We start from the raw sequence: 23245 nt of genomic DNA, 5'->3' as shown, positions 1-23245 counted from the left end.
GAGCGTATTACAGGTGCAGGACGTAGCGGCGTCGTATTCCGGACGTCGCTGAATTGTCAGAGATATTAAGAGGGGCTGAACCGCGCATAATTTAAAATTAAACCCTCTTTCTTTTTACGTAATCAATCGCCCCTGTTATATCTGTCGGCAAATTTTTTATTTCCCGGACCACAGATGAAAACACGACTCCTCCTGTGCGCTGGCGTATTAGCTGCCTCCAGTGCCCATGCCAGCGCCCTCTATTTTTATGAAGCCGGCACCGAAGATACCGCGCTTGCCGGAGCAGGGCAGGCGGCTCGTGCGCAGGACGCCTCGACAATCATGACCAACCCGGCTGGCATGACGCGCTTACCGGATCATATGGTCACCGGTGGGTTACAGGTTATGGATGGCTCCATCGACAACCAGCTGGATAACGATGCCCATCAAAGCCCCGGCGATGTGATGAAAACCATCCCGAATGCCAGCGCCTTTTATAGCCAGAAGATAAACGATGATCTTTATGCCGGGATCGGGCTTTACGGTAATTACGGCCTGGGGATCGACTACGGCAGCTGGGCGGGCGACAGGCTGATTAAAAAGAGTACCATGGTAGCCATGACGCTCAGCCCCTCGCTGGCCTATAAGCTTAACGACCGTCTTTCGATTGGCGCGTCCGCCAACGTTAACTACGGTTACTTCTCGCTGACTCGCAGCGTTAACGATGATGACTACCAGCGACGCGATGAAGACCTGGCCATGAGCTATCGGCTTGGGCTGCTGATGCAGCTAACTGACCAGACCCGAGCCGGTATTACCTGGAACAGCGAAACGGACTACAGCTTCAATATTGACGGCAACGCGCGTCTACAGAACGGCACCTACGACCTGCCGGTGTCGGCACAGATCAGCGCGCCGCAGCAAATCATGCTCAGTCTGGTGCATGATATTAACCCGCGGTGGTCGGTTATGGGCGATCTCGGCTGGCAGGACTGGAGCCAGTTCGGCGCGCCGAAAATCGTCGTCGGGGACCAGCAGCTGAACAACGTCAGCCGCCTGAAGGACACGTGGCACGGTGCGGTGGGCGTGCAGTATCGTCCAACGCCTCAGTGGCGACTGAATGCCGGTGTGGCGTTCGACAGCTCGCCGTATGAAAGCCAGAGTGATGTGGCCTTAACCTTACCTACCGGCGATGAGTGGCGATTTGGTACGGGAGCCCAGTATCAGATCACCCCGGCCAGCAATATTGGTATTGCCGTGTCGTATCTTCATATGCAGTCGTCGCATGTGAAATCGCCGGTGGCGTTTGCCGGAAGTTACGATCATCCTTATCTTTGGTTTGCCAGCGTCAACTACAGCTATCAGTTTTGATCGGCTAACCGCTTAAAATATATGGTCTATAATGGCAGATACTGAATGTCAGAAGGTTGTACCATGCATATTTTACCGCCTGTTCGACCCGAAAAATCCATCGAACGACTGACCGCCATCCTTGAGCCGATAGCGGAGAAAGTGCACGTTGTTCCGCGTAAGCGACTCACCTGGTTACGGAAGGGGAAACAGCAGATGTACCTCTTTCTGGAAGGGGAGTTATCCCTGCTGCGGGCTTCGGATGGACTGGTGGTAGTGACCGTTTACGAGCCGCATTTGTTTGGTATTGCAGAGATGATCCAGCCCACGCACGGGCATCTTCTCCGTGCGGAAAGGGAGTCGACTATTTTACGTCTCGATGCGGACAAGGCGGCTGAGTTGTTTCGCGCCGAGGGCGTCTGGGAGGATGTCGCCGCGCTGCTCTCATACCATACGGCCTATTTAATATTTCGTGATGCACAGGTACTTCAGCAGCGTACCTATTCCGTTATTCGTAACCACCTTCAGGAAATGATTTTGCTCCCGGAAGAGACGCGTCTGCGTACCACGATTCTGGAATATATTCAGGATCGTACGCTGCTCTCTCGCAGCAGTATACTCAATGTATTATCCGCCCTTAAGCAGGGCGAATATATTTCCTTTAAGCGCGGTGGATATCTGCTTGACGTCAGGTATTTACCCGAATCATTCTAGCGGAAGTTTAAAATTAAACAGAAATGGAATTAACGCTGCCGTTAATTTTCTATATCGTTTGCTTTCTCAGATTTAACTTTATCAAGTAAACGGTATTTTTATGAAAAAGACAGTTATCGCATTGATTATGGCTAATGTATTTACCGCCACTTCCGCCTTCGCCGCTGCGGATGCGGGCACCTGGTATAGCGGGGCGAAATTCGGCTGGTCTCACTATTTTGATACCAATATGGGTTCAAAAGCGTTTGAGAACACGCATTCCGATCACTTCGATTTTGACCATGATAATGTCGGCGGGGGTGTTTATACGGGTTATCAGATTACCCCATGGCTTGCGGTAGAAGGTGGTTATGATTATTTAGGCAACATGCAGATTAAAGGCCAGCATGGCGCAGGGGCGCAAATGAAAACTCAGGGCCTGCAACTGTCTCTGAAGGCCAGTTATGCCCTGACCAATGACTGGGATATTTACGGCCGTGCCGGCGCAATGGGCTATCGCGCTGAATCCGATGTAAGTGGTCACAATCGTTTTGAAACCGGTGTGCGCCCGCTTGCTGCCGTGGGTACTGAATACGCCTTCAATAAAAACTGGGCGGGCCGCCTGGAGTATCAGTGGGTAAGCAACGTGGGCAATGTTAACCAGATCGGCGTGAGCAGCGACCTGAGTTCCGTCACCGCAGGGCTTAGCTATCGCTTTGGTCAGTACGACTGATGCCCGTGATATGCCCATTAATAAAAACCCGGCTGCTTAAGTTGCCGGGTTTTTTGTTTTCAGCTGGTGAATAACGGTTCAAGAACGATATGAATATTTTGCAGACCCGTGACATTATTATCTTTCAGATATTGCTGATTAACCATATCTAACTGTTCCAGCTTGGTCAGCGAGGCATAGACGCGTTGAACGGCACTGTCCGCAACAAAAATTTCTTTTGCGGTGGTGTCCTGTAGATACTGTGATTTTACGCTGCGCGTTAGGGTCTCGATCTGCTGTTTATTTTCCTGATAAAGAGACGCGATATGCGATATCTGTACCTGCGGCGATTTTTCCCCCGGCAACACCAGTGGAATTTGCAGATGATTGATTTTTTCAACATTGTCTGGTTGGGGAGAACTACAGGCTGTTAATGTGCTGAGGGTTAATACAGCGAAAAAGAACGGCAGGCTCTTCATCGAATCACTCCGGGGAAATAACTGGACTCAGCATTATCCCTGAAGGCCGCAGCGACGAAAGAATTAACTTATTTATTTATAAACGTTAATTTCATAGGTTAAAGATAAGCCTGGTGATAGCCTCCTTTCCCCCCATGTACCGCCAGCGTGAATATAACTCCTCGAGGAAGTATGAAATTTAAAACTCTCGTTAGTGCGATGGCCGTTGCTGGTCTGCTATTAGTTTCGTTGACCTCATTGCCTGTCCTGGCACAAAAGGAAGGGAAGGGAGCCACTGCCCATACGAAAGAGATGAATGATGCACTTTATGGTCAACTGCCCTTCTTTGATAAGACCGATTTCCGAAATGCGCACAAAGGCTTTATTGCCCCGCTGCCAGCCGCGGTGATTAAAGACGAAAAAGGCGCCGTTATCTGGAACCCCCAGAAATACGCTTTTATCAAAGAAGGGCAAAAAGCGCCGGATACCGTCAACCCGAGCCTGTGGCGTCAGGCGCAGCTGAATAATATTGGCGGTCTGTTTGAGGTCACGGAAGGCGTCTACCAGATCCGCAACCTCGATCTGTCGAATATGACGATTATAGAGGGCAAAGAGGGGATCACGGTTATCGATCCGCTGGTGTCTGCGGAAACGGCCAAAGCGGGCATGGATCTTTACGTTCAACATCGTGGCAAACACCCGGTTGTTGCCGTTATTTATACCCATAGTCATGTCGATCATTATGGCGGCGTGCGTGGCGTGGTCGATGAAGCGGGAGTGATGACCGGCAAAGTGAAAGTCTATGCTCCAGCAGGTTTTATGGAAGAGGCAGTATCGGAAAATATCATGGCCGGAAATGCCATGAGCCGCCGTGCCAGTTATATCTACGGAAACCTGTTAAAGGCCAATGTAAAAGGTCAGATAGGGGCAGGTCTGGGGACGACCACCTCAGCGGGGACGGTCACGCTTATCGCGCCCACTCACGCCATTACCAAAGACGGGCAGAAAGAGATCATCGACGGTCTCACCTATGATTTTATGCTGGCGCCGGGGTCGGAAGCGCCGTCTGAAATGCTCTGGTATGTGGAAGAGAAAAAGCTGATTGAAGCAGCAGAGAACGTCACTCACACCCTGCACAATACTTATTCGCTGCGCGGGGCGAAAATACACGATCCGCTGGCATGGTCAAAATACATCAATAACGCTCTCGATCGTTGGGGGGATAAAGCGGAAATTATTATCGCGCAGCACCGCTGGCCCACATGGGGTAATAAGAAAGTGGTGAAGCTGATGAAAAGCCAGCGTGATATCTACCGCTATATCAACGACCAGACGCTCAGACTGGCGAATAAGGGGCTGACGAGGGATGAAATAGCCGCAAATTTCGCCCTGCCTTACGGACTGGCTAAATCCTGGGCAGGCCGTGGCTATTACGGCTCGGTAAGCAACAACGTTAAAGCCACCTATGTCTACTATCTTGGCTGGTTCGACGGCAATCCGGCGACGCTCGATGAACTGCCTCCGGTCGAGGCGGCGAAAAAGTATGTCGATTACATGGGCGGAGCCCGCGCGATCCTTGAAAAAGCCCGTGTCGATTATGCCCGGGGGAATTATCGCTGGGTGGCTCAGGTGGTCAGTAAAGTCGTTTTTGCCGATCCGAATAATAAGGCGGCGCGCGAACTGGAAGCCGATGCGTTTGAACAGCTGGGATACCATGTGGAGTCAGGGCCGTGGCGTAACGCCTACCTCACCGGTGCGCAAGAGTTGCGTAACGGCGTGAAGATAAAGCCGACGCCCAAAACCGCCAGCCCGGATGCGGTCCGTGCCATGTCGACTGAGATGATTTTTGACTACTTCGGCGTTCACCTTAACGGCGTCAGAGCGGCGAATGCCAGAGGTATTTTTAACGTTGATTTAGGCCGCGAGGGCGGCAGGTATAAGCTGGAGCTGGAGAATGGCGTGCTGAACCATAGTGCCAATATCCAGGCAGAAGATCCGGATGCAACCATTACGCTCAGCCGCGAAACGCTGAACAAAATCATCCTTAAGGAAACCACGCTGAAAAAGGCGCAACAGGCAGGAGAGGTGACGATCGTCGGCAACGCCGCGAAGGTAGACGAAATGCTGCGCTGCATGGAGAGCTTCAGTTTCTGGTTTCCTGTCGTCACCCCTTAAAAGTAAAAAAGGCTGCTTTCGCAGCCTTTTTCGTCAAATGACGCCGTCGCCGCCGTCTGAACACCAGACCTGCCCGGAGGTGTATGAACACTCATCCGAGGCCAGAGTGACATACAGCGGTGCGATCTCCACGGGCTGTCCCGGGCGTCCCAGAGGGGTACTCTCGCCAAAATGTTTCACTTTCTCCTGTGGCTGCCCACCGCTGGGCTGGAGCACGGTCCAGTAAGGTCCGGGCGCTACCGCGTTCACGCGGATCCCTTTCGGACCCAGCTGTTTCGCCAGCGCTTTGGTAAACACCGCGAGGCAGGCTTTGGTCTGCGCATAGTCAAGCAGTACGGCGCTCGGTTTTACCGCCTGAACGGAGGAGGTGTTAATAATGGATGCAGGGGCTTTCATGTGGCGCAACGCCGCCTTTGTGATCCAGAAAGGCGCATAGACGTTGGTCTTAAAGGTCGCGTCAAAATCTTCCGTAGTCAGTTCTTCCAGCGACTCACGATACTGCTGGCGGCCTGCGTTATTCACCAGGATATCCAGCCCGCCCAGTTTTGAGACGGCCTGCTCCACCAGGTTCTGACAAAAAGTTTCGTCGCGCACATCGCCCGGAAGCGCGACGGCGTTCCGTCCTTCCGCTTTAATCAGGGCGATGACTTCCGCTGCGTCTTCTTCCTCTTCCGGCAAATAGTTAATGGCGACATCTGCCCCTTCGCGGGCATAGGCAATAGCTACCGCGCGTCCGATGCCGGAATCGCCCCCGGTAATTAGCGCCTTCTTACCGGCAAGACGTCCATGCCCTTTGTAGCTCTTCTCGCCGTGGTCGGGTACGGGTTCCATTTCTGAGGACAGGCCCGGCGGCGTCTGGGGTTGCTTCGGGAAAGGTGGCGTTGGGTAAGCGTTCGTACGTTGTTCATTATCACTCATAGCTAACTCCTTGTTAGGGGTGAGATTTGATGGATAGTTACAGCGTTAACGCTTCGCTGAATTATTTTTGCAAGTGGCTGACCCGGACTACGGGTGGGGATGATTTTTTATCGAGCGAGCCGCTAATACTGATCATGTTGTCAGGTTCCACGGTTCTGTCGTCAAATACGGCTTTCGGGATAATAACGTCGATTTTCCCGGTTTTATCCTGGAATACGTATTTATCGCCATTGCCATCAATAAGATTGCCGCGCAGTGAAATAGAGGCGCCATCATGCATCTCTTTCGCCTGAGTAATGGTCATAATGCGCGCATCATCGGTACCACGATAACCGCTGTCCAGCGCATGCGGCGGTGGCGGCGCGTCACCCTTTTGTAACCCGCCGTTATTATCTGCCCAGGCAGTAGGGATAATTAATATTAACAAAGCTGAAATCACTGATAATTTCATCTGATATCCTTCATTTTGGATGTCTTGACTTATTAAGTATTGTTGCTATTTCTTTATGTGGCAAATGTGATAAGTCTTAAAAGCATTTTCACAGAGAAATCAAAAATTTCGGCAATTAAGCGAAACGGTGACGACTGCCATGGAACCAAAAAATGAAAAAGTGCCTGGGATAAAAGAGAGTTATCGTTTACTGACGTTTGAGTACGCATTTCGTCAGGTGGGTTTTATTGTGCTGTTAGCTATTATCGTGGCGGCAATTGCCGGGCTGTTTTCAAGCGGTGTGGTCAGTGACGTGGAGAAAACAAACGATGCAAAATCCCTGACCCTGAGCTATGAGCGCTTCGGTCGCCGCCAGACCGAATCGCGGATGGCGCTGACGTTTCCGGTGACGTCTGAGAGGAAATATACCCTCAGCCTGACCAGCGAAAGCAGCGACGCGTATGAGCCCGGCAGCGTCTGGCCACAACCGGACAGCATGTACAGCCGGGGGAATACCCTGTTTCTCGTCTACGATCGTTTACAACAGACCGATAAATTTACCGTTCTATTATTCATCACGCCGTCAAAAGCAGGGAAGTGGACAAACAGCATCCGCGTAAACAACGAGCCAGATATCCGTTTCTGGCAGTTTATTTACCCCTAGGAGTCGAATATGGACATGGTTTTTCGTGCCCTGGCAATTTACCTGTTTCTGGTCATTGTGTTTAAAGTTGCCGGGCGGCGCGCCCTGTTACAAATGACCAGTTTTGACCTTATTTTGCTCTTAATTATCAGTGAGGCGACACAACAGGCGCTGCTTGGCGAAGATTTTTCCGTCACCGGTGCGATGATTACAATAACAACGCTGGTGGTGGTGGATATTATTTTTGGCCTCCTGAAAAAATATTTTTCCACTGTTGAGAATATTCTTGATGGCACACCGGTGATATTGGTGGAGAACGGTGTCCCCCTTGCCGATAAACTGAAAAAGGTCGATGTATCCTGTGATGATATATTGGTATCAGCCCGCCAGAATCACGGTATTACAGAATTGAAGGAGATAAAATACGCTATTCTTGAGCGTAATGGTCATATTTCTATTATTCCTGACGAAAATTAAGGGCAACGCGATGAGCAATCTTATTCACGACAGTAACAGCACCATCAGCGAGCTGACGAAAAAGCTCGCCACTCAGCTTACGGACAGAGGTTTGCGGTTAACTACCGCAGAGTCCTGTACCGGCGGCAATCTCGCGGTTGCGCTTTGTGCCGAAGAGAACACCGCGGAATTTTATGACGTTGGCATGGTGGTGTTCAGCGATGCGGCGAAGGAGAGGATCCTCGGCGTGCGGCACGAAACCATTGAGCGCTTCACCGCCGTCAGTGAACAAACGGTGACCGAGATGGCCGCTAAAATTCGCGAAATTGCCGAGGCGGATATTGGCCTTGCCATCAGCGGCTATGCGGGACCGGAAGGCGGAGACGATGGCACCGCAGCCGGTACGGTCTGCTTCGGCTGGAATATTCGCGGACAGACGGAAACCCGCACCGTGCTGTTTTCCGGTGAATGTCAGGATGTGGTGGATAAGGCGGTGCGTTATTCCCTGTCTGAACTGATCGAAATACTCTCCGGCTGGGATAACGTCTGAAACAAGGGGAAAGGCTATGGCTGTCATCGTTATTACCGGCGGTACGGCGGGCGTGGGGAAGGCCACGGCGCTGCACTTTGCCAAAGCGGGCTACGATGTGGGCATCATTGCCCGCGATGAGCAGAGTCTGCGCTCCACAGAAGAGGAGTTGCGCCGTTTCGGGATCAACGCCTGTGCCGTTCAGGCCGACGTGGCGGACAGCAAGGCGGTGACCGATGCTGCTAACGAGATTGAATACCGGCTTGGGGCCATCGATGTGTGGATGAATAACGCCATGGGCGGGATGCTGGCGCCGTTTCGCACCATGTCGCCTGAGGAGTTTCGCCGCGTCACCGAGGTGACCTATCTGGGCTATGTTAACGGTACCCGCGCCGCGCTGGAGTTAATGACTCCTCGTGACCGGGGGACGATTATTCAGGTTGGCTCCGCGCTGGCCTACCGCTCCATTCCCTTGCAGTCAGCCTACTGTGGGGCGAAAGCCGCGATCCGCGGGTTTACTGACGCCGTGCGCACCGAGCTGATGCATGAAAACAGCCGGGTGCAGATCGCAATGGTACAGATGCCGGGCCTCAACACGCCGCAGTTCGAGTGGGCGAGGAATAAATTTTCCTGGGCGATGCGCCCGGTTCCTCCCGTGTTTCAGCCGGAAGTGGCTGCCAGCGCGATTTTCAAGGTAGCGCAAAAACCGGTGCGGGAGCTGTGGGTGGGCAGCAGCACCGTCCAGTCGATTGTCGGGCAATTTCTTTTTCCCGGCTTTCTGGATCGGCTGATGGTTAAAAAGGCCTGGGAAGGGCAGATGACCGATACGCTAAATGCGGATGACCGTCAGGACTATCTGGATCAGCCGGTTAACGATCTGCATAAAATCCACGGGCACTTCACCGACGAAGCAAAAGAGCGCGCCACCAGCGTTACCTCCGGCATGCCGGGGAAAGTGCTGCTCGGCTCCCTCGCCGTCACGGGTGCGATCGTGGCGCGTCTTCTGCTCTCGCGGAGACGATAATCAGCGCAATGCGGTACGATCGGTCCAGAACCAGCGGTAGCCATAGCCGCTGAGGTTAAGCGCGACGGTTTTGCCGCACACCAGCGCGTCGTTGTAGCGTTTGTCCGCCAGGCAGGCGGTCCAGGTCGCATGCCGGATCCCTCTGGCGGTAAAATTAACGGGCTTATCGCTAAAGTTAACGAAGGTCAGAATGCTGCGCGTGTCGGTTTCGTAATAGATCCCCAGCACCGCATCGCTGTCGATATTAATAAGACGAAACGGCGCGACGCCGATCTCAGGGAACTCCGAGCGCGTATTGGCGATATCGATAATGCAGTGCAGGAGTGAGTTGCGGTGCAACAGCGAATCCGCCACGTTGATTTTTTGATAGCGGTACGGGCCGCGGTCAATCATCGGGGCGATAAAAGTTTCCGGGTCGGCGTCTGAGAAACCGCCGCCTTGCGATCCGGCCCACTGCATCGGGGTGCGTACGGCGTAACGCTCCTCCAGTTCCAAATCATCTCCCATGCCAATCTCATCCCCGTAGCGCATGACCGGTACGCCCGGCAGCGAAAACAAGACCGCATGGCAAAAGGCCAGCCGCTTACGATCGCCATTAAGCATCGGCGCCAGACGGCGGCGGATACCTCGCTGATACACACTCATTTCTTTGTCAGGGGCAAAGGCATCAATGACGGTCTGCTTCGCTTTTTTTCCTATCCCTTCCAGATCCAGCTCATCATGATTGCGCAGCCAGTTGGCGAAGCAGCAGGAGTCAGGCGGCACAATCATCTTCTTTACCGCGTTGCGCAGCGGTCGTGCGCTTTTCTCCGCAAGGCTGACGTAGAAGTACTTATTGAGCCAGAAATTCAGCACCAGGTTGAGCCGGTCGTTCTGACCAAAATAATCTTTGTAGGCCTCGACCTCCACGTCGACTTCGCCGAGCAGGATCGCATCCGGGTTACGCTGCTCGATAAGACGGCGCAGATGCTCCAGGATCCACAGGCCGCGTTTTTCATCCCCACGTCCGGCCTGTTTTGTCAGGTGCGACGCCGCATCCAGGCGAAAGCCCGACACCCCGAGCTTTAGCCAGAAGATGATGATGTTCTCAACCTCCTTCAGCACCGCAGGGGAGGCCAGATTGAGATCCGGCTCGTGGTGATAAAACATATGCCGATAGTATTGCCCCGCCTCGTCGTCCCATGTCCAGATACTCTTCTCCACGCCGGGGAACATCGGCGGCGTATCGTCGTCGTCCGTGTCGGACCACAGGTAATAGTCACGATAGGGTGACTGAGGGTTGCGGCGGGCCTGTTGAAACCAGGGATGCGCATCCGAGGTATGCTGGATCAGCAGCTCAATAATGACCTGCATCCCCAGCTCCCGCGCCTGTTCAATAAAGGCGATGATATCGTTGAGCTTGCCGAAGCGGGGATCGACCTGCAAATGGTCGCTCACGTCATAGCCTTCATCGAGAAAAGGCGTGAGGTAAAACGGAGTGATCCAGATAACCGTCGCGCCCATCCGGCGGATGTAGCGTAGCTTCGCGGCGATCCCGGCGATGTCGCCACAGCCATCGCCGTTCAGATCGTAAAACAGGGCAGTATCTATCTGGTAAATAATGGCGCGTGTATGCCAGCCTGCCATAGTAATCCTTAGTGATAACCTTCGGTATCAGACACTTTGCCCCGGAAGACGTAATAGCTCCAGGCGGTATAAACCAGGATCACCGGGATGATTAACAGCGTGCCGATCAGCATAAACAGCTGGCTGGCAGGCGGCGCGGCGGCTTCCCACAGGGTGATGTGCGGCGGAATTATGTGTGGCCACAGGCTGATGCCCAGGCCGCTAAAGCCGAGGAAGATCAGGCCCAGCGTTAACAGGAACGGACGGGCATGGCTGTCGGGATTACGCGTCAGCCGCCAGATCCACAGGCTGAATACCGCCACAAGAACCGGAACCGGCAGGAACCAGAAGAAGTTAGGCAGAGTAAACCAGCGTTCGGCGACAAACTGCCAGCCGAGCGGGGTCCAGATACTTACCACCGCAATGACGGCAATCAGCGCCAGCAGAACGTGGCGGGTCAGCTCGCGCATCCGGTTTTGCAGCGCGCCTTCGCTTTTCATGATCAGCCACGTGGTGGCCAGCAGGGTATAGGCGACAATTAAGCCCAGCCCGCAGAACAGGTTAAACGGGGTGAACCAGTCCAGCGAGGAGCCCACAAAGCGACGCCCTTCCACGTCAAAGCCGTTGATCATCGCGCCAACCACGATCCCCTGGCTGAAGGTTGCGAGCAGGGAACCGCCAGCAAAAGAATAGTCCCAGAATTTGCGGTGGGAAGGGGTCGCCTTAAAGCGAAACTCAAATGCCACGCCGCGGAAAATAAGCCCGATCAGCATGGCCGTCAGCGGGATGGTCAGGGCATCGATTATTACCGCGTAGGCCAGCGGAAACGCGCCGAACAACCCTGCGCCGCCGAGAACCAGCCAGGTTTCATTTCCGTCCCAGACCGGGGCGACGCTGTTCACCATCACGTCGCGCTCTTTGGCATCACCCACAAAGCTGAACAGCATGCCGATACCGAGATCGAAACCGTCCATGATGATGTACATCAGCGTGGCGAAGACAATAATGGCAAACCAGATGACCGGGATATCGACGCCCATCAGATCTTCTCCTCTTCCGGAACAGACTCGGCGGCGGACAGCGGACGGGCAGGGGTACCCGATGTATTAGACGTTAGCGTGCCCACAGGCTGCGGACCTTTCTTAATCAACCGGGCGAGATACACATATCCCACGCCAAATACCGAACAGTAGACCACGATAAAGGCCAGCAGGCTGATGCTCATCTGCAACGTGCTGTGCAGAGACACCGCATCTATCGTGCGCAGATAGCCGTAAACGACCCACGGCTGGCGGCCCACTTCGGTGGTGACCCACCCGGCGAGCAGCGCGAGTAGTCCGGCAGGCCCCATGCAGAGGGCAAACCAGTGGAATGGCCGTGAGTGATAGAGTCGACGGCGATAGCGCAGCCAGACGCTCAGTACGCCAAGGGTAATCATCAGCAGCCCCATGCCGACCATAATGCGGAAGGACCAGAAGACGATGAGCGAGTTAGGGCGGTCCTCTTTCGGGAAATCCTTCAGCGCCGGGACCTGTTTATCCAGGCTGTGCGTCAGGATCAGGCTGCCGAGCGCGGGAATTTCAAGCCCGTATTTGGTGCGTTCCTCTTCCATATCCGGTACGCCAAACAACAGCAGCGGGGTGGCCTCGCCGGGCGGGTTTTCCCAGTGGCCTTCAATCGCGGCGATTTTGGCAGGCTGGTGCTCAAGCGTATTCAGCCCGTGCATATCCCCAACCACGGCCTGAATGGGCGCGACCAGCAGCGCCATCCACATGGCCATGGAGAACATCTTGCGGATCGCGGGCGTATCGTTACCGCGCAGCAGATGCCATGCCCCGGACGCGCCCACAAACAAGGCGCTGCACAGGAAGGCGGCGATGGACATATGGATCAGGCGGTAAGGGAATGAGGGGTTAAAGATAATGGCCAGCCAGTCTTCGGGAATGACCTGACCGTTCTGAATACTGAAGCCCTGCGGGGTGTGCATCCAGCTGTTAGAGGCGAGGATCCAGAAGGTGGACATCAGCGTGCCCAGCGCCACCATGCAGGTGGCAAAGAAGTGCAGGCCGGGGCCAACCTTGTTCCAGCCGAACAGCATCACGCCTAAGAAACCGGCTTCCAGGAAGAAGGCGGTTAAGACTTCATAGGTGAGCAAAGGGCCGGTTATGCTGCCCGCGAACTGGGAAAAGCCGCTCCAGTTAGTCCCAAACTGGTAAGCCATCACCAGCCCGGAAACCACGCCCATACCAAAGTTGACGGCGAAAATTTTTAGCCAGAAATGGTACAGCGAGCGCCAGACATCATTTTTTGTGCGAAGCCACATGCCTTCGAGAACCACCAGATAGCTCGCAAGCCCGATGGTGATCGCCGGGAAGAGAATATGAAAAGAGACGGTAAAGGCGAACTGTATCCTGGCCAGATGAAACGCATCAAGCTCGAACATGCTCCGTACCTCTGGAACTGATAGCGCACAAGGCATTGCCAGACAGCCTCAGGCTGCCTGGCAAAACCGGTTACGGTTTTTTCTTACCTGCGCCAAGCTCGGCACCGGTAAGCGGATCGGCGTTAGGGTCGGATTTCGTACGTGCGCACATCGCTTTGACCAGCGTGGCCTGCTCTGTCGTGAGCGTTACGCTTGCGCCGCCGTCACCGCCATCGACCGCGGGCTGAGGAGATTCCACGTAGTCGAAGTGCTTATCGCTGTTCCAGCTACCGCGAACTTCTCCCCCCTCAGACATATTGTAGTACTTATTAGTGTACTCTTCGATTGGCGGCAATTTACCCGGTGGGAAATTGTTACGGATCGACTGGAGCGCCTTCTCAAATGAGAGCTGGTGTGCTGCCTCACGCGTCATTAAAAACGCCAGCGCATCTTTAACACCCGGATCGTCCGTTACGTTAATAAGCCGTTCGTAGATAATTTTGGCGCGCGCCTCGGCCGCAATGTTAGAGCGCAGATCGGCGGTGGGCTCGCCAATAGTATCCACATACGCCGCCGTCCATGGTACGCCCCCGGAGTTGGTCAGTGGAGTACCGCCGCCGTAGAGCAGGGAGGTGATATGACTGTCGTTGCCGTTCTCGGTCATGGAGCGGTACAATTCCGCTTCATTTTCAACGCCTTCCGCCAATTCACCTTTCGCACCCTTATTCAGCATACCCACCAGGGTGCCGATAATTTCCAGGTGACTTAACTCCTCGGTCGCGATATCCATCAGCATATCTTTACGACCGGGATCGTCGTCGCTCAATCCTTGCGTAAAGTAACGACATGCCGCGGCAAGTTCGCCCTGTGGCCCGCCAAACTGCTCAAGCAGAAGATTGGCCAGGCCCGGATTCGGTTCGGCTACGCGTACCGTGTATTGCAGCTGTTTTACGTGTCGAAACATAGTTTCTCCCTCTTTCGTTATTTTTTCGCTTCAACACCGTCCGCATCGGAGCGCAGCAGGAACTGTTCCGTCGTCTGTGGAATATGCTGGAGCAGCCAGTCAGCCATCTGGCGCTCTTCTTCCAGAATGGACTCAATGGCAGGAATGGAGGCGGTATCGCCCGCTTGTTTGGCCGCAGCCAGCAGAGAGGTGTAGCAGGCAATTTCAAACTGCTCAAAAACGTAGCCGCTGATGGAGCCTTTAACAATTTCGTCGGAAGGGAACATGCCGCCAATGGACTGGCCGAGCGCCGCCATTTTGCTCATGGAATCTTTTATGACCGAACGGGAAATATCATTGCGGTCGAGAATTTCTTCCAGCACGGTAATTTGGTGTTTAGTCTCATTAACGTGTTGTTCAATTCGTGCACGTAAGTCGGGATAATTATCAATACGGCTGGCCATAGATTCCAGCATGGATTCGGCTTGCTTTTCCATCGCATGGGCATCGCGTAGCCAATCATGGTAGTGTTCTACATGATTCATAATTAACTCCTGTGATTTATTATCTGGTTAATTTTTGTTGCTGATGCTCATCAAATTAATATTTATCCTTTCTGGGCTTTTTGATTAATATTGCCGACAGCCAGATCGGTTAATTTGAGATCGGTTTCTTTTTCTTCTTCCAGCGTTTCGGCAAGAAGTTTAACGGCTTTTTTATAGCCTAATTGTTCAGCCAGGGTGGCCAGGGTGCCGTAGCTGGCAATCTCGTAATGCTCGACTTTTTGTGCTGCGGCAATTAATGCAGCGTCACGCACTTCATTTTTCTCAGTGCTCTCAATAACTTCGTTGGCTTCTTCAATTAAGCCTTCCATCGCAACGCATTTCATGCGCTTCAGTTTGAGGCCGGATTCCTGCTCAATAATCTGATCGATACGCTCGATTTGTCCCTGAGTCTCTTCGAGGTGGGCCGTGAACGCGGCACTCAACTTCTCGCTGGATGCGGCGCGAGCTAACTTGCTTAGAGCGCGGGTCAGCTGCTTCTCAGCGCTGTAGGTGTCGGATAACAGGTGAATAAATACATCTTCAACAGTTTTCATATTCATATTTTCGCTCCAGTGAAATAAAGGGAAGGTACTGCGAGCCGACGGGCCCGCAGCATGCTCTCGGTATATTTATAAGAGCTTTAAATAAGATCAGGAGTTATCAGATTTACGGCCTCCGCCGTGACTGTTCTGGCCCCCTTTCTTACCCGCTTCAGATGCGCGTTGCGGATCGTTTTTGAAATTACCGCCGCTGTGCTGGCCGCCTTTACGTCCAGCTTCTGATGCCTTTTCACGGTCTTCAGCGAAATTACCGGAACCACCACGATGTTGCTCTGCCATATATCAACCCTCATGTTGCGTTTATGTCAGGAGATACGATAAGTAATTCGTATCAGTTGTCGTTCAGGAATTAACATTAGTCGTTATGTGAGAAGAGTCAAATTTCATGTCTGGGTTGTTTTGCGGTAATTTTGCAGGTGTTCAGGAAATACCGCTTCGTTACGAACTTTAAAAACGGACGGTAAATCCACTGGTTAGGGCGAAATAAATCTGGATGTTGGGAGTTCGCTTAGCTAATAATCCTAATGTGAACGTGGCGTGAATTATTACAAGAGTTGACACAACGCAAAAATATATCGTCGCAACGGGCGCTTCTGTATTCGGAATAATCTTAAGTGTCTGGCGAAATAACGTGTTGAAAAGAGGGTGGCCAAACCTCGTTTTTGACGTGGTCAGGCGGATCGGCTGAGGGTATGCTTCTTTTGTCACCACAATAATTACAGAGGCAATATCATGGATCAGGAGCTACTGGATGCGGGGTACCGGGCCTACACCGGTGAGAAAATTGATGTTTACTTCAATACCGGGATCTGCAAACACTCGGGCAACTGCGTGCGCGGCAGCGCGGCGCTGTTCGACCTGAAGCGTAAACCATGGATCGCGCCGGATGAAGTAGATGCAGAAACGGTTGTGCGCGTAATTGATACCTGCCCGAGCGGTGCGCTGAAGTACCGCCAAAATAAGTGAGGAACCATGGAAATTCTTGAAGGCCATAACAAGTTTTACGTCAACGACGCCGAAGGCAATCAGGTAGCGGAGATTGTCTTTGTCCCGACCGGCGAGCATCTGAGCATCATTGAGCACACCGATGTTGATCCAAGCCTGAAAGGGCAGGGTGTGGGTAAGCAGCTGGTGGCGAAGGTGGTTGAGAAGATGCGCGGGGAGAACCGTAAAATTATCCCGCTGTGTCCGTTTGCGAAGCATGAGTTTGATAATACGCGGGAGTATGACGATATTCGGGCGTAAAACAGATGCCCGGCATTGCGCCGGGCAGCACACTCAACCGACAAACATCACCGACACACACAGCACACCCACAATCAGCGTCAGCAGGTTACCGATGGAGCGGTACGGTTTTAACGACGGGATCAGGTACGTCGACAGCGTCGGCATGATGAACAGGATCATGGCGATAAGCGGACCGCTGATAGCGTAAATCATTGAAATGGCGTTCGGGTTGATGCAGCAGACCGCAAAGGTAATCAGCGACACGCCGAGAATAGAAACCGCGCGGTTAAAGGCGCGACTTTTTTTCACACCCACCTGATTCAGAGACGATTTCACAATTTCCGTTGCACCTTCAATCACGCCAAAATAGGTGCCGAGGAACGATTTCGACATCGCTATAATTGCCACGATAATGCCGGAAATGCCCAGCCATGACGGGGACGAAGGCATCATCGACAGCGCGGACAGGATCGTCACCCCTTCCTCTTTTGCCGCCACGATATACGACGGTGGAATCGAAAGCAGGCAGCTGAACACAAAGAACAGCACGCTGAGGCAGATGATCAGATACGCCACTTTCATGATTTTTTTGCATTTACCCATCGCCTCTTCACCGTATTTCTCGCGACGGTCCACGGCGAAAGTCGAGATGATCGGAGTATGGCTAAAAGCGAAAACCATCACCGGGATCGAAATCCACACCTGGTGCAACGTATGCTGGTCGAAGGCCATCTGGCTCGTCAGAAGCGACGGCTGCCAGCTGCCCGTCAGATACAGCGAGACAAACAGGAAATAGGCGATCAGCGGAAAGACAAGGAAACCCATCACCTTAATGGTGATGTGCCGCCCCATCAGGAAGATCAGATTCAGAATCAGCACCACGCCAAAACTCACCAGCATCCGCATGCCGGTATCCACCGTCATCCGTTTCGCCAGCTGTTCAGTGAGTGAGTTAGTTATCGCCACCGCGTAAATCAGAACCACCACAAAGAAAGCCACAAAATAGAGCGTGGTAATGAGGTTGCCGATCTTTTTGCCGTAGTAATGGGAAACGGCACCAGTGATCCCTTCGTTGCCTTTCGTCTTCGACGACAGAATAAATTGCGCCAGCGCTTTATGCGGCCAGTAGGTTAAGGGATACGCCACAAGGGCGGTGATCAGCAGGACAATCGCGCCAGCAGAGCCGAGCTGAATGGGCAAGAACAGGGTTCCTGCGCCCACGGCAGTGCCGTAGAGGGCGAAACTCCAGAGAGTCTCTTCTTTTGACCAAATTTTCGACATTAGAGCAACGTATCAACTATAAAACGAACAAAAAGGAGTGCAATTTACCATAATTATGCGTTGAGGTCGCCGTTGCTTCGCAGGGGGGGCCGGAGCAGGTCTCCGGCCGGAAGGTTATTCGCTTGCCAGGGCGCGTCGTTGCTGGCGGCGCTTGATGATTTTCTCCCGCAGGGTGTCGTACGCCCAGTTGTAGAGCATGGTGTACGGCAGGAAGAACAGGAAGAAACCAATTTCCAGCGTAAAGGCCTGGAGCAGCGTCACGCCCAGCACGGCGGCAACGATGGTTACGCCAATCACAATAAAACCGCATTCAAAACCCAGCGCATGCAGGGCGCGCACTTTCGCCGTGCGCTTCACCCGCTGGACGGGCCAGAAACGGTCGAAGCCAAAGTTATAGATAATGTTCCAGAGCATTGCCGTGGTCGCCAGAATTATGGTGAGACCCCCCATTTCAACCACCGAGCGCTGCATTAGCCACGCGGCCGTCGGGGCGAGGATCGCCGTAGCAATGCCTTCAAAACAGACGGCATGGAAGATCCGCTCCGGCAATTTACGTTGGAGTGCATCCTGATGTTGCATATTTACCTCATATTGACGCCAGTATGGGCGTTGATGCGGTCTATTCTTATCGTTTAAGGTGATATATAAAAGATGGTATCCATCGATAAAGCAGATACATCATGCGTTATTCTCCCGAAGCACTGACCGCGTTTGTTGAAACTGTCGCCGCAGGTTCGTTTTCTGCTGCGGCACGGCGGCTGCGTAAAAGCCAGTCCACCATCAGCACCTCCATCGCCAACCTTGAAGCTGACCTTGGCTTTGAGCTGTTCGATCGCTCGGCGCGTCACCCGGTGTTGACCGCCCAGGGTGAACAGGTGCTGGGCTATGTCCAGTCGATACTCGCCGCCAGCGCGCGCCTGGATGAGCTGGCCGTATCCTTAACGGCGCAAACGGAGGCGCGTTTTACCTTTGTTCTCTCCGATACGCTTAACCCGGCCGTGCTGGAACAGATGATGAGCCAGTTCGACCAGCGTTTTCCGCACACGGAATTTGAGTGCCTGATTGGTGAAGAGGAGGACGTGATCGATCTGCTGCAAAAGGAGCGGGCGCAAATTGGCCTGACGGAAGCGCGCGACAGCTACCCGACCGATATTGGCGCGACCCGTCTGCCTATGCAGACAAGGATGGCTATTTACGTTTCTGCCGGACATCCTCTGGCAGGGCAACATGAGACGCAGGCGGACGAGCTGCATGGCTGGCGCGAGCTGCGGCTGAGTACCTATCTTGAACGGGAAGCGCCCCTTGCGCGCGGGCCGGTCTGGTCTGCGCCGAATTACCTGTTACTGCTGAGTATGGCGGTACAGGGCTTTGGCTGGTGCGCGTTACCCTGCGCGCTGGTCGACGAATTTGCCGCGTCGAAATCGCTGGTGCAGCTGAACGTGCCGGGCTGGCCGAGGTCGATTGCCATCGATCTGGTATGGAACAAACGAACCCCGCCCGGCGTCGCCGGAAGCTGGCTGCGCCAATACTTGCAGGACGCACGATAATCCTGTGACTAAACTCACTAATTTTAAACATTTGCGTCAATTGTTGATAACAATCCTCTACTATCGTCATGTCATTTTGCACAGAGGTCGTGATGAAAGATGTCGTTATAGTGGGTGCGTTACGTACGGCTATCGGCTGTTTTCAGGGAGCGCTTGCGCGTCACTCTGCGGTTGATCTCGGCAGCGTGGTGGTAAGAGCGCTGGTGGAACGCAGCGGGATTGCCGCACATGAAATTGATGAGGTGATCCTTGGCCAGGTGCTGACCGCTGGCGCGGGACAAAACCCTGCGCGCCAGGCAGCGCTGAAGGGCGGCCTGCCCAATACCGTTTCGGCAATTACCATCAACGACGTCTGTGGTTCAGGTTTGAAAGCGCTCCATCTTGCGACGCAGGCCATCCAGTGCGGTGAAGCGGACGTGGTTATTGCCGGCGGGCAGGAGAATATGAGCCGCGCCCCGCACGTCCTGACCGACAGCCGGACCGGCGCGCAGCTCGGGAACAGTCAGCTGCTTGACAGTCTGGTTCACGACGGGCTGTGGGACGCCTTCAACGACTACCATATGGGCGTAACGGCGGAAAACCTGGCGCGGGAATACGGTATCAGCCGCGAGCTTCAGGATGCATATGCCCTCAGCTCACAGCAAAAAGCGCGTGCAGCGATCGACTCCGGGCGTTTTCGCGATGAAATTGTCCCGGTCAGTACCCAGCGCCAGAACGGCGAAGCGCTCATCGTCGATACCGACGAGCAGCCGCGCACCGATGCCAGCGCAGAAGGGCTGGCAAAACTCGATCCGGCCTTTGAAACGCTCGGTTCTGTAACGGCAGGCAACGCCTCATCCATTAACGACGGTGCGGCGGCGGTGATGATGATGAGTGAAAGCAAAGCCCAGGAGCTGGCGCTGCCGGTGCTGGCGCGCATCAAAGCGTTTGCCAGCGTGGGTGTGGATCCTGCGTTAATGGGGATCGCCCCGGTCTATGCCACGCGCCGCTGCCTGGAGCGGGCGGGCTGGGAGCTGAGCGATGTGGATCTGATTGAGGTCAACGAAGCCTTTGCTGCACAGGCGATCTCGGTCGGGAAAATGCTGGAATGGGATCCGCTGCGGGTCAACGTCAACGGCGGTGCAATTGCGCTGGGTCATCCCATTGGCGCCTCCGGCTGCCGCATTCTGGTGTCGCTGGTCCACGAAATGAAAAAGCGTAACGCCCGAAAAGGGATCGCAACGCTCTGTATTGGCGGAGGGCAGGGGGTGGCCCTGGCTATCGAACGGTAGTTTCCCCTCTCTGTGCACAGAAAACCTCCCACGGGAGGTTTTTTTGTGTCCGCAGAATCCTTTTTTAACACTTCTGCGTTCTTTCTGATGCCCGCAATAATTATTGCGCGGTTAATTATTTGCTTTGTGAAGTGCTTAATGTGATCTCCACCCTGAAATTTACGGTTAATGCCCTTTTTTTGTTGATGGGGTTCACGTCGATCTTTGCCAAAAAAAATGAAACAAATAATTTCGATCCTTGTCACTAAAATAGAGGTGCATAAAAAATAAACTCAGGTTTCATAAAAACGAAACGTTATTTTAATTGAGGGTTTTTTCATGTTTAAGAAATCTCTGCTCCTTGCTTCCCTTATTAGTGCCTCTTTTGCGGCTAGCGCCGTTACCGTCGATCTGCGTCACGAATATATTGACAGCGGCTCGAATGCCGACCGTGTTGCCGTCTCGCACCGCTTTGATAATGGCTTCGGTTTTTCAGTCGAGGCGAAGTGGAAATCAGGCGGGGACAAGGTAGATCAGCCATTCGCGGATGTAGTGGGGAACGGTCACGAAGATCAGATTAGCTGGCGCTGGAAAGCGACAGACAATATCGCCCTGACCCCTGCGTTTACGATTGAAAGCACAGACAGTCGCACCATTTATAAACCGAATCTGCATGTGCAATATAGCTTCGATAATGGCTTCTACGTGGCTGCGCGTTACCGTTACGAATATACTCGCTACCCGTCAAGCTCAAATAAGGACGATGATAAAGTTAACCGAGGCGATGCGTGGGTCGGTTGGGTATTAGGTGACTGGCGTACCGAGCTGAACTATGTTTACGCGAAAAGTTCTGAAGGCGTGGCCCGAAATAATAATAAAGATTATTCCAACGAATATAACGCCAAGCTGGCCTACAAATGGGATAAAAACTGGGCACCGTATGTGGAGGTGGGGAACGTGGGGGTTAAAGACACGGACGAACGCCAGACCCGTTTCCGTTTAGGTGTGGCGTACTCCTTCTGATAATTCAGTTCCTTCGCTAAAAACCGCCGGGTGGCGCTAACGCTTACCCGGCCTACACATTCTTTCCAATCCATTTTTTCGTAGGCCGGGTAAGCGAAGCGCCACCCGGCAAAAAGCGCCGCGCAATCACCCAAAAAAAAGCCCTCCGAATCGGAGGGCAAGGCCAGTTACAGAAACACTAACTCATTCAGGCATGCAACATTTCAGGTTGCTCGGGGAGTTTCGCGATATAGAGGGCCGGTTTGCCGTCTTTATCGGAACTGTACAGCACCGCTTTTTCGTCCGGGGTGAAGGACGGATGCGGGTGGGTTACCTGGCGGCTGTTCGCCACCGTAGCCCATGAGGTGTCATGACGGGCGATGCGGTAATAAGATTTCTTCGCCACGTCAAAGGCATACAGATAAGGATCGTTATCAATGGTGTAGCCGCCGGTGTCTTTCACGTCAACAGGCGTACCGGAACCGTCGCCAACCAGCATGCTGCCGTCAACGTTGCTCATCAGATGCGAACAGGCGGGCATGTTCATTACCGCTTCATTCACGCCGGTGTCCGGGTTGAAGCGGGAGATGGTACGCCCTTGCTGACCTTTCAGATAAGAGACGTAGATCAGCGCGGACCCGTCCGGCACCCAAAATTCATGTGTACAGCTTTCACCTTCCGCGTGCGTTTTCACTTTCCGCACGTTGCTGCCATCTTCGTTGACCAGCCACATGCGGGCGTCGACCAGGTCGTGCGGCCCTTCATGACAGAAGGCCACGGTATTGTCATCGAACGGACGATAAATCGGATGTCCCAGCCAGATCTTCTCGTCATGAATGGTGGTGCTTTCACCCGTTTTCAGATCAACGCGCAGCAGGCGGCAGTGCGGCCCTTTGTGGAAGAAGTCGTGGAAAATTTTCCAGTCGTTGAGTGGCGTCCAGTCACATCTGGCAATCTCAATACCCACCAGTTTGGTGCAGTCGCTGTTCGCGACCCAGGTGCCGTAGCCGACCCACTCTTCCGGAACGCGGTACACTTCGCGCTCTGCCAGCGTCTGTAAATCCACCTCCAGCAGGGTGCGATCGTTCTTCACATAGTAGAGGGATTTATCGTCCGGAGAGAGGAACCCGCCAAAGGTATTATCGCCCGCGCCTTCGGTCAACTGTACCGCTTCGGCGTTTTTCAGATCCAACAGGTAATAGTTCCAGTGACCGTCGAACTCCCCGGCGAACAGCAGGTGGCTGCCATCGTTAAAGAAGCACTTCTGGTAAAAGTAGTTGCGATGACAGGTTACTTCCGGTGGGGTCAGGCGGGTGACTTCCACGCCTGTATCCGGATCGCGGCTGACCTCATAGTTCAGCTTGACCCGCATACCTTTAGCCATAATGCACTCCTTTGAACGCGTAATGTAGGTTGAAAACTAGGTTATAAATTATCAAAACGTTGTTTCATTATGTGTGACTGACAGCGCACTTTCTCATTTTCATTAACCAGAT

General features: G+C 53.5%; 26 protein-coding genes. 13 read left to right on the top strand and 13 right to left on the bottom strand.

Going from position 1 to position 23245, the window contains the following annotated elements; all coding sequences use genetic code 11:
* Nucleotides 1-174 precede the first annotated feature (174 nt).
* The 3 genes from ACOTXL_RS14335 (at nt 175) to ACOTXL_RS14325 (ending at nt 2755) form a co-directional block, all read left to right on the top strand.
* Nucleotides 175-1350 carry an OmpP1/FadL family transporter gene (locus tag ACOTXL_RS14335; protein WP_045350887.1) on the top strand — a complete coding sequence of 392 codons (1176 nt, stop codon included), beginning with the start codon at nt 175-177 and terminating at the stop codon, nt 1348-1350.
* A gap of 63 nt (nt 1351-1413) precedes the next feature.
* Complete coding sequence (locus tag ACOTXL_RS14330) at nt 1414-2043, top strand: helix-turn-helix domain-containing protein (protein WP_045350886.1); 630 nt, start codon at nt 1414-1416, stop codon at nt 2041-2043.
* Between the two features lie 100 nt (nt 2044-2143).
* The gene (locus tag ACOTXL_RS14325; RefSeq protein WP_045350885.1) at nt 2144-2755 is read left to right on the top strand and encodes an outer membrane beta-barrel protein; all 612 of its coding nucleotides are present in this window, start codon (nt 2144-2146) and stop codon (nt 2753-2755) included.
* Nucleotides 2756-2814: 59 nt separating this feature from the next.
* Here the strand turns inward: ACOTXL_RS14325 and ACOTXL_RS14320 are convergent, their stop codons facing one another.
* Nucleotides 2815-3213, bottom strand: coding sequence for a hypothetical protein (locus ACOTXL_RS14320; RefSeq protein ID WP_023323707.1), 399 nt, complete (start codon nt 3211-3213; stop codon nt 2815-2817).
* A gap of 171 nt (nt 3214-3384) precedes the next feature.
* Between ACOTXL_RS14320 and ACOTXL_RS14315 the strand changes: the two genes are divergently transcribed.
* Entirely contained in the window at nt 3385-5367 is a 1983-nt protein-coding gene (locus ACOTXL_RS14315) for an alkyl/aryl-sulfatase (RefSeq protein ID WP_045350884.1), read from the top strand.
* Between the two features lie 33 nt (nt 5368-5400).
* Here the strand turns inward: ACOTXL_RS14315 and ACOTXL_RS14310 are convergent, their stop codons facing one another.
* Both ACOTXL_RS14310 and ACOTXL_RS14305 read right to left on the bottom strand, forming a co-directional pair.
* Nucleotides 5401-6285 carry an SDR family oxidoreductase gene (locus ACOTXL_RS14310; protein ID WP_003862870.1) on the bottom strand — a complete coding sequence of 295 codons (885 nt, stop codon included), beginning with the start codon at nt 6283-6285 and terminating at the stop codon, nt 5401-5403.
* A gap of 61 nt (nt 6286-6346) precedes the next feature.
* Nucleotides 6347-6736, bottom strand: a complete 390-nt coding sequence (locus ACOTXL_RS14305) for a YdeI family stress tolerance OB fold protein (protein WP_003862868.1) — start codon at nt 6734-6736, stop codon at nt 6347-6349.
* A 139-nt stretch (nt 6737-6875) separates the two neighbouring features.
* Here ACOTXL_RS14305 and ACOTXL_RS14300 point away from each other — a divergent pair, with 139 nt between their 5' ends.
* From ACOTXL_RS14300 to ACOTXL_RS14285, 4 genes are read left to right on the top strand one after another with little or no spacing between them, the layout of a single operon-like run.
* Nucleotides 6876-7379: a hypothetical protein gene (locus ACOTXL_RS14300; protein ID WP_045337139.1), complete on the top strand. Its 504-nt coding sequence runs from the start codon at nt 6876-6878 to the stop codon at nt 7377-7379.
* 9 nt (nt 7380-7388) lie between these two features.
* The gene (locus ACOTXL_RS14295; protein ID WP_006811854.1) at nt 7389-7835 is read left to right on the top strand and encodes a DUF421 domain-containing protein; all 447 of its coding nucleotides are present in this window, start codon (nt 7389-7391) and stop codon (nt 7833-7835) included.
* Nucleotides 7836-7845: 10 nt separating this feature from the next.
* Nucleotides 7846-8364, top strand: coding sequence for a 2-oxo-tetronate isomerase (locus ACOTXL_RS14290; RefSeq protein ID WP_003862863.1), 519 nt, complete (start codon nt 7846-7848; stop codon nt 8362-8364).
* A 16-nt stretch (nt 8365-8380) separates the two neighbouring features.
* Complete coding sequence (locus ACOTXL_RS14285; protein ID WP_023314787.1) at nt 8381-9367, top strand: SDR family oxidoreductase; 987 nt, start codon at nt 8381-8383, stop codon at nt 9365-9367.
* On the opposite strand, the gene ACOTXL_RS14280 is transcribed toward ACOTXL_RS14285, so the two are convergent.
* The 7 genes from ACOTXL_RS14280 to ACOTXL_RS14250 all read right to left on the bottom strand — a co-directional run bounded on the left by ACOTXL_RS14280 (nt 9368) and on the right by ACOTXL_RS14250 (nt 15721).
* Nucleotides 9368-10993 carry an alpha-amylase family protein gene (locus ACOTXL_RS14280; protein WP_032610073.1) on the bottom strand — a complete coding sequence of 542 codons (1626 nt, stop codon included), beginning with the start codon at nt 10991-10993 and terminating at the stop codon, nt 9368-9370.
* A gap of 8 nt (nt 10994-11001) precedes the next feature.
* Complete coding sequence (gene cydB / locus ACOTXL_RS14275) at nt 11002-12012, bottom strand: cytochrome d ubiquinol oxidase subunit II (protein WP_015571779.1); 1011 nt, start codon at nt 12010-12012, stop codon at nt 11002-11004.
* Nucleotides 12012-13415 carry a cytochrome ubiquinol oxidase subunit I gene (locus ACOTXL_RS14270; protein WP_003862857.1) on the bottom strand — a complete coding sequence of 468 codons (1404 nt, stop codon included), beginning with the start codon at nt 13413-13415 and terminating at the stop codon, nt 12012-12014. The genes cydB and ACOTXL_RS14270 overlap by 1 nt, the downstream gene beginning before the upstream one ends.
* Nucleotides 13416-13485: 70 nt before the next feature.
* Entirely contained in the window at nt 13486-14358 is an 873-nt protein-coding gene (locus ACOTXL_RS14265) for a manganese catalase family protein (protein ID WP_023314785.1), read from the bottom strand.
* Nucleotides 14359-14375: 17 nt separating this feature from the next.
* Nucleotides 14376-14882 (bottom strand): ferritin-like domain-containing protein, encoded by a 507-nt coding sequence (locus ACOTXL_RS14260; protein ID WP_003862853.1) that lies wholly within the window; start codon nt 14880-14882, stop codon nt 14376-14378.
* 62 nt (nt 14883-14944) lie between these two features.
* The gene (locus tag ACOTXL_RS14255; RefSeq protein WP_003862851.1) at nt 14945-15442 is read right to left on the bottom strand and encodes a ferritin-like domain-containing protein; all 498 of its coding nucleotides are present in this window, start codon (nt 15440-15442) and stop codon (nt 14945-14947) included.
* Between the two features lie 90 nt (nt 15443-15532).
* Entirely contained in the window at nt 15533-15721 is a 189-nt protein-coding gene (locus tag ACOTXL_RS14250; RefSeq protein WP_022651794.1) for a general stress protein, read from the bottom strand.
* A 453-nt stretch (nt 15722-16174) separates the two neighbouring features.
* On the opposite strand from ACOTXL_RS14250, the gene yjdI reads away from it, so the two are divergent.
* Together yjdI and ACOTXL_RS14240 are read left to right on the top strand one after the other, a co-directional pair.
* Nucleotides 16175-16408 (top strand): 4Fe-4S mono-cluster protein YjdI, encoded by a 234-nt coding sequence (gene yjdI / locus ACOTXL_RS14245; RefSeq protein ID WP_045350883.1) that lies wholly within the window; start codon nt 16175-16177, stop codon nt 16406-16408.
* A gap of 6 nt (nt 16409-16414) precedes the next feature.
* Nucleotides 16415-16687 carry a GNAT family N-acetyltransferase gene (locus tag ACOTXL_RS14240; RefSeq protein WP_003862848.1) on the top strand — a complete coding sequence of 91 codons (273 nt, stop codon included), beginning with the start codon at nt 16415-16417 and terminating at the stop codon, nt 16685-16687.
* A 33-nt stretch (nt 16688-16720) separates the two neighbouring features.
* Here the strand turns inward: ACOTXL_RS14240 and ACOTXL_RS14235 are convergent, their stop codons facing one another.
* Both ACOTXL_RS14235 and ACOTXL_RS14230 read right to left on the bottom strand, forming a co-directional pair.
* Entirely contained in the window at nt 16721-17950 is a 1230-nt protein-coding gene (locus ACOTXL_RS14235; RefSeq protein WP_023323700.1) for an amino acid permease, read from the bottom strand.
* Nucleotides 17951-18064: 114 nt separating this feature from the next.
* Entirely contained in the window at nt 18065-18529 is a 465-nt protein-coding gene (locus ACOTXL_RS14230; protein WP_022651793.1) for a multidrug/biocide efflux PACE transporter, read from the bottom strand.
* 101 nt (nt 18530-18630) lie between these two features.
* Here ACOTXL_RS14230 and ACOTXL_RS14225 point away from each other — a divergent pair, with 101 nt between their 5' ends.
* From ACOTXL_RS14225 to ACOTXL_RS14215, 3 genes are all read left to right on the top strand, one after another.
* A complete protein-coding gene (locus tag ACOTXL_RS14225) occupies nt 18631-19497 on the top strand; it encodes a LysR family transcriptional regulator (protein ID WP_003862845.1) in 867 nt (288 codons plus the stop codon).
* A 92-nt stretch (nt 19498-19589) separates the two neighbouring features.
* Nucleotides 19590-20768: an acetyl-CoA C-acetyltransferase gene (locus ACOTXL_RS14220; RefSeq protein WP_003862843.1), complete on the top strand. Its 1179-nt coding sequence runs from the start codon at nt 19590-19592 to the stop codon at nt 20766-20768.
* 318 nt (nt 20769-21086) lie between these two features.
* Nucleotides 21087-21770, top strand: a complete 684-nt coding sequence (locus ACOTXL_RS14215) for an oligogalacturonate-specific porin KdgM family protein (protein WP_045350882.1) — start codon at nt 21087-21089, stop codon at nt 21768-21770.
* Nucleotides 21771-21957: 187 nt separating this feature from the next.
* On the opposite strand, the gene ACOTXL_RS14210 is transcribed toward ACOTXL_RS14215, so the two are convergent.
* Nucleotides 21958-23133 (bottom strand): oligogalacturonate lyase family protein, encoded by a 1176-nt coding sequence (locus ACOTXL_RS14210; RefSeq protein ID WP_045332841.1) that lies wholly within the window; start codon nt 23131-23133, stop codon nt 21958-21960.
* Nucleotides 23134-23245: the final 112 nt, after the last annotated feature.

Origin of the sequence: Enterobacter cloacae complex sp. IR5402 (genome assembly GCF_049238125.1) — a bacterium.
In the GTDB taxonomy this organism is placed as follows: Bacteria; Pseudomonadota; Gammaproteobacteria; order Enterobacterales; family Enterobacteriaceae; genus Enterobacter; species Enterobacter hormaechei_C.
Note: the sequence above shows the minus strand (reverse complement) of the source record. Positions and strands in the feature narration are given on the sequence as shown.

Coding starts and splice junctions, on each gene's coding strand:
- ACOTXL_RS14335 (WP_045350887.1), top strand. CDS start 175: ATGAAAACACGACTCCTCCTGTGCGCTGGCGTATTAGCTGCCTCCAGT.
- ACOTXL_RS14330 (WP_045350886.1), top strand. CDS start 1,414: ATGCATATTTTACCGCCTGTTCGACCCGAAAAATCCATCGAACGACTG.
- ACOTXL_RS14325 (WP_045350885.1), top strand. CDS start 2,144: ATGAAAAAGACAGTTATCGCATTGATTATGGCTAATGTATTTACCGCC.
- ACOTXL_RS14320 (WP_023323707.1), bottom strand. CDS start 3,213: ATGAAGAGCCTGCCGTTCTTTTTCGCTGTATTAACCCTCAGCACATTA.
- ACOTXL_RS14315 (WP_045350884.1), top strand. CDS start 3,385: ATGAAATTTAAAACTCTCGTTAGTGCGATGGCCGTTGCTGGTCTGCTA.
- ACOTXL_RS14310 (WP_003862870.1), bottom strand. CDS start 6,285: ATGAGTGATAATGAACAACGTACGAACGCTTACCCAACGCCACCTTTC.
- ACOTXL_RS14305 (WP_003862868.1), bottom strand. CDS start 6,736: ATGAAATTATCAGTGATTTCAGCTTTGTTAATATTAATTATCCCTACT.
- ACOTXL_RS14300 (WP_045337139.1), top strand. CDS start 6,876: ATGGAACCAAAAAATGAAAAAGTGCCTGGGATAAAAGAGAGTTATCGT.
- ACOTXL_RS14295 (WP_006811854.1), top strand. CDS start 7,389: ATGGACATGGTTTTTCGTGCCCTGGCAATTTACCTGTTTCTGGTCATT.
- ACOTXL_RS14290 (WP_003862863.1), top strand. CDS start 7,846: ATGAGCAATCTTATTCACGACAGTAACAGCACCATCAGCGAGCTGACG.
- ACOTXL_RS14285 (WP_023314787.1), top strand. CDS start 8,381: ATGGCTGTCATCGTTATTACCGGCGGTACGGCGGGCGTGGGGAAGGCC.
- ACOTXL_RS14280 (WP_032610073.1), bottom strand. CDS start 10,993: ATGGCAGGCTGGCATACACGCGCCATTATTTACCAGATAGATACTGCC.
- cydB (WP_015571779.1), bottom strand. CDS start 12,012: ATGGGCGTCGATATCCCGGTCATCTGGTTTGCCATTATTGTCTTCGCC.
- ACOTXL_RS14270 (WP_003862857.1), bottom strand. CDS start 13,415: ATGTTCGAGCTTGATGCGTTTCATCTGGCCAGGATACAGTTCGCCTTT.
- ACOTXL_RS14265 (WP_023314785.1), bottom strand. CDS start 14,358: ATGTTTCGACACGTAAAACAGCTGCAATACACGGTACGCGTAGCCGAA.
- ACOTXL_RS14260 (WP_003862853.1), bottom strand. CDS start 14,882: ATGAATCATGTAGAACACTACCATGATTGGCTACGCGATGCCCATGCG.
- ACOTXL_RS14255 (WP_003862851.1), bottom strand. CDS start 15,442: ATGAATATGAAAACTGTTGAAGATGTATTTATTCACCTGTTATCCGAC.
- ACOTXL_RS14250 (WP_022651794.1), bottom strand. CDS start 15,721: ATGGCAGAGCAACATCGTGGTGGTTCCGGTAATTTCGCTGAAGACCGT.
- yjdI (WP_045350883.1), top strand. CDS start 16,175: ATGGATCAGGAGCTACTGGATGCGGGGTACCGGGCCTACACCGGTGAG.
- ACOTXL_RS14240 (WP_003862848.1), top strand. CDS start 16,415: ATGGAAATTCTTGAAGGCCATAACAAGTTTTACGTCAACGACGCCGAA.
- ACOTXL_RS14235 (WP_023323700.1), bottom strand. CDS start 17,950: ATGTCGAAAATTTGGTCAAAAGAAGAGACTCTCTGGAGTTTCGCCCTC.
- ACOTXL_RS14230 (WP_022651793.1), bottom strand. CDS start 18,529: ATGCAACATCAGGATGCACTCCAACGTAAATTGCCGGAGCGGATCTTC.
- ACOTXL_RS14225 (WP_003862845.1), top strand. CDS start 18,631: ATGCGTTATTCTCCCGAAGCACTGACCGCGTTTGTTGAAACTGTCGCC.
- ACOTXL_RS14220 (WP_003862843.1), top strand. CDS start 19,590: ATGAAAGATGTCGTTATAGTGGGTGCGTTACGTACGGCTATCGGCTGT.
- ACOTXL_RS14215 (WP_045350882.1), top strand. CDS start 21,087: ATGTTTAAGAAATCTCTGCTCCTTGCTTCCCTTATTAGTGCCTCTTTT.
- ACOTXL_RS14210 (WP_045332841.1), bottom strand. CDS start 23,133: ATGGCTAAAGGTATGCGGGTCAAGCTGAACTATGAGGTCAGCCGCGAT.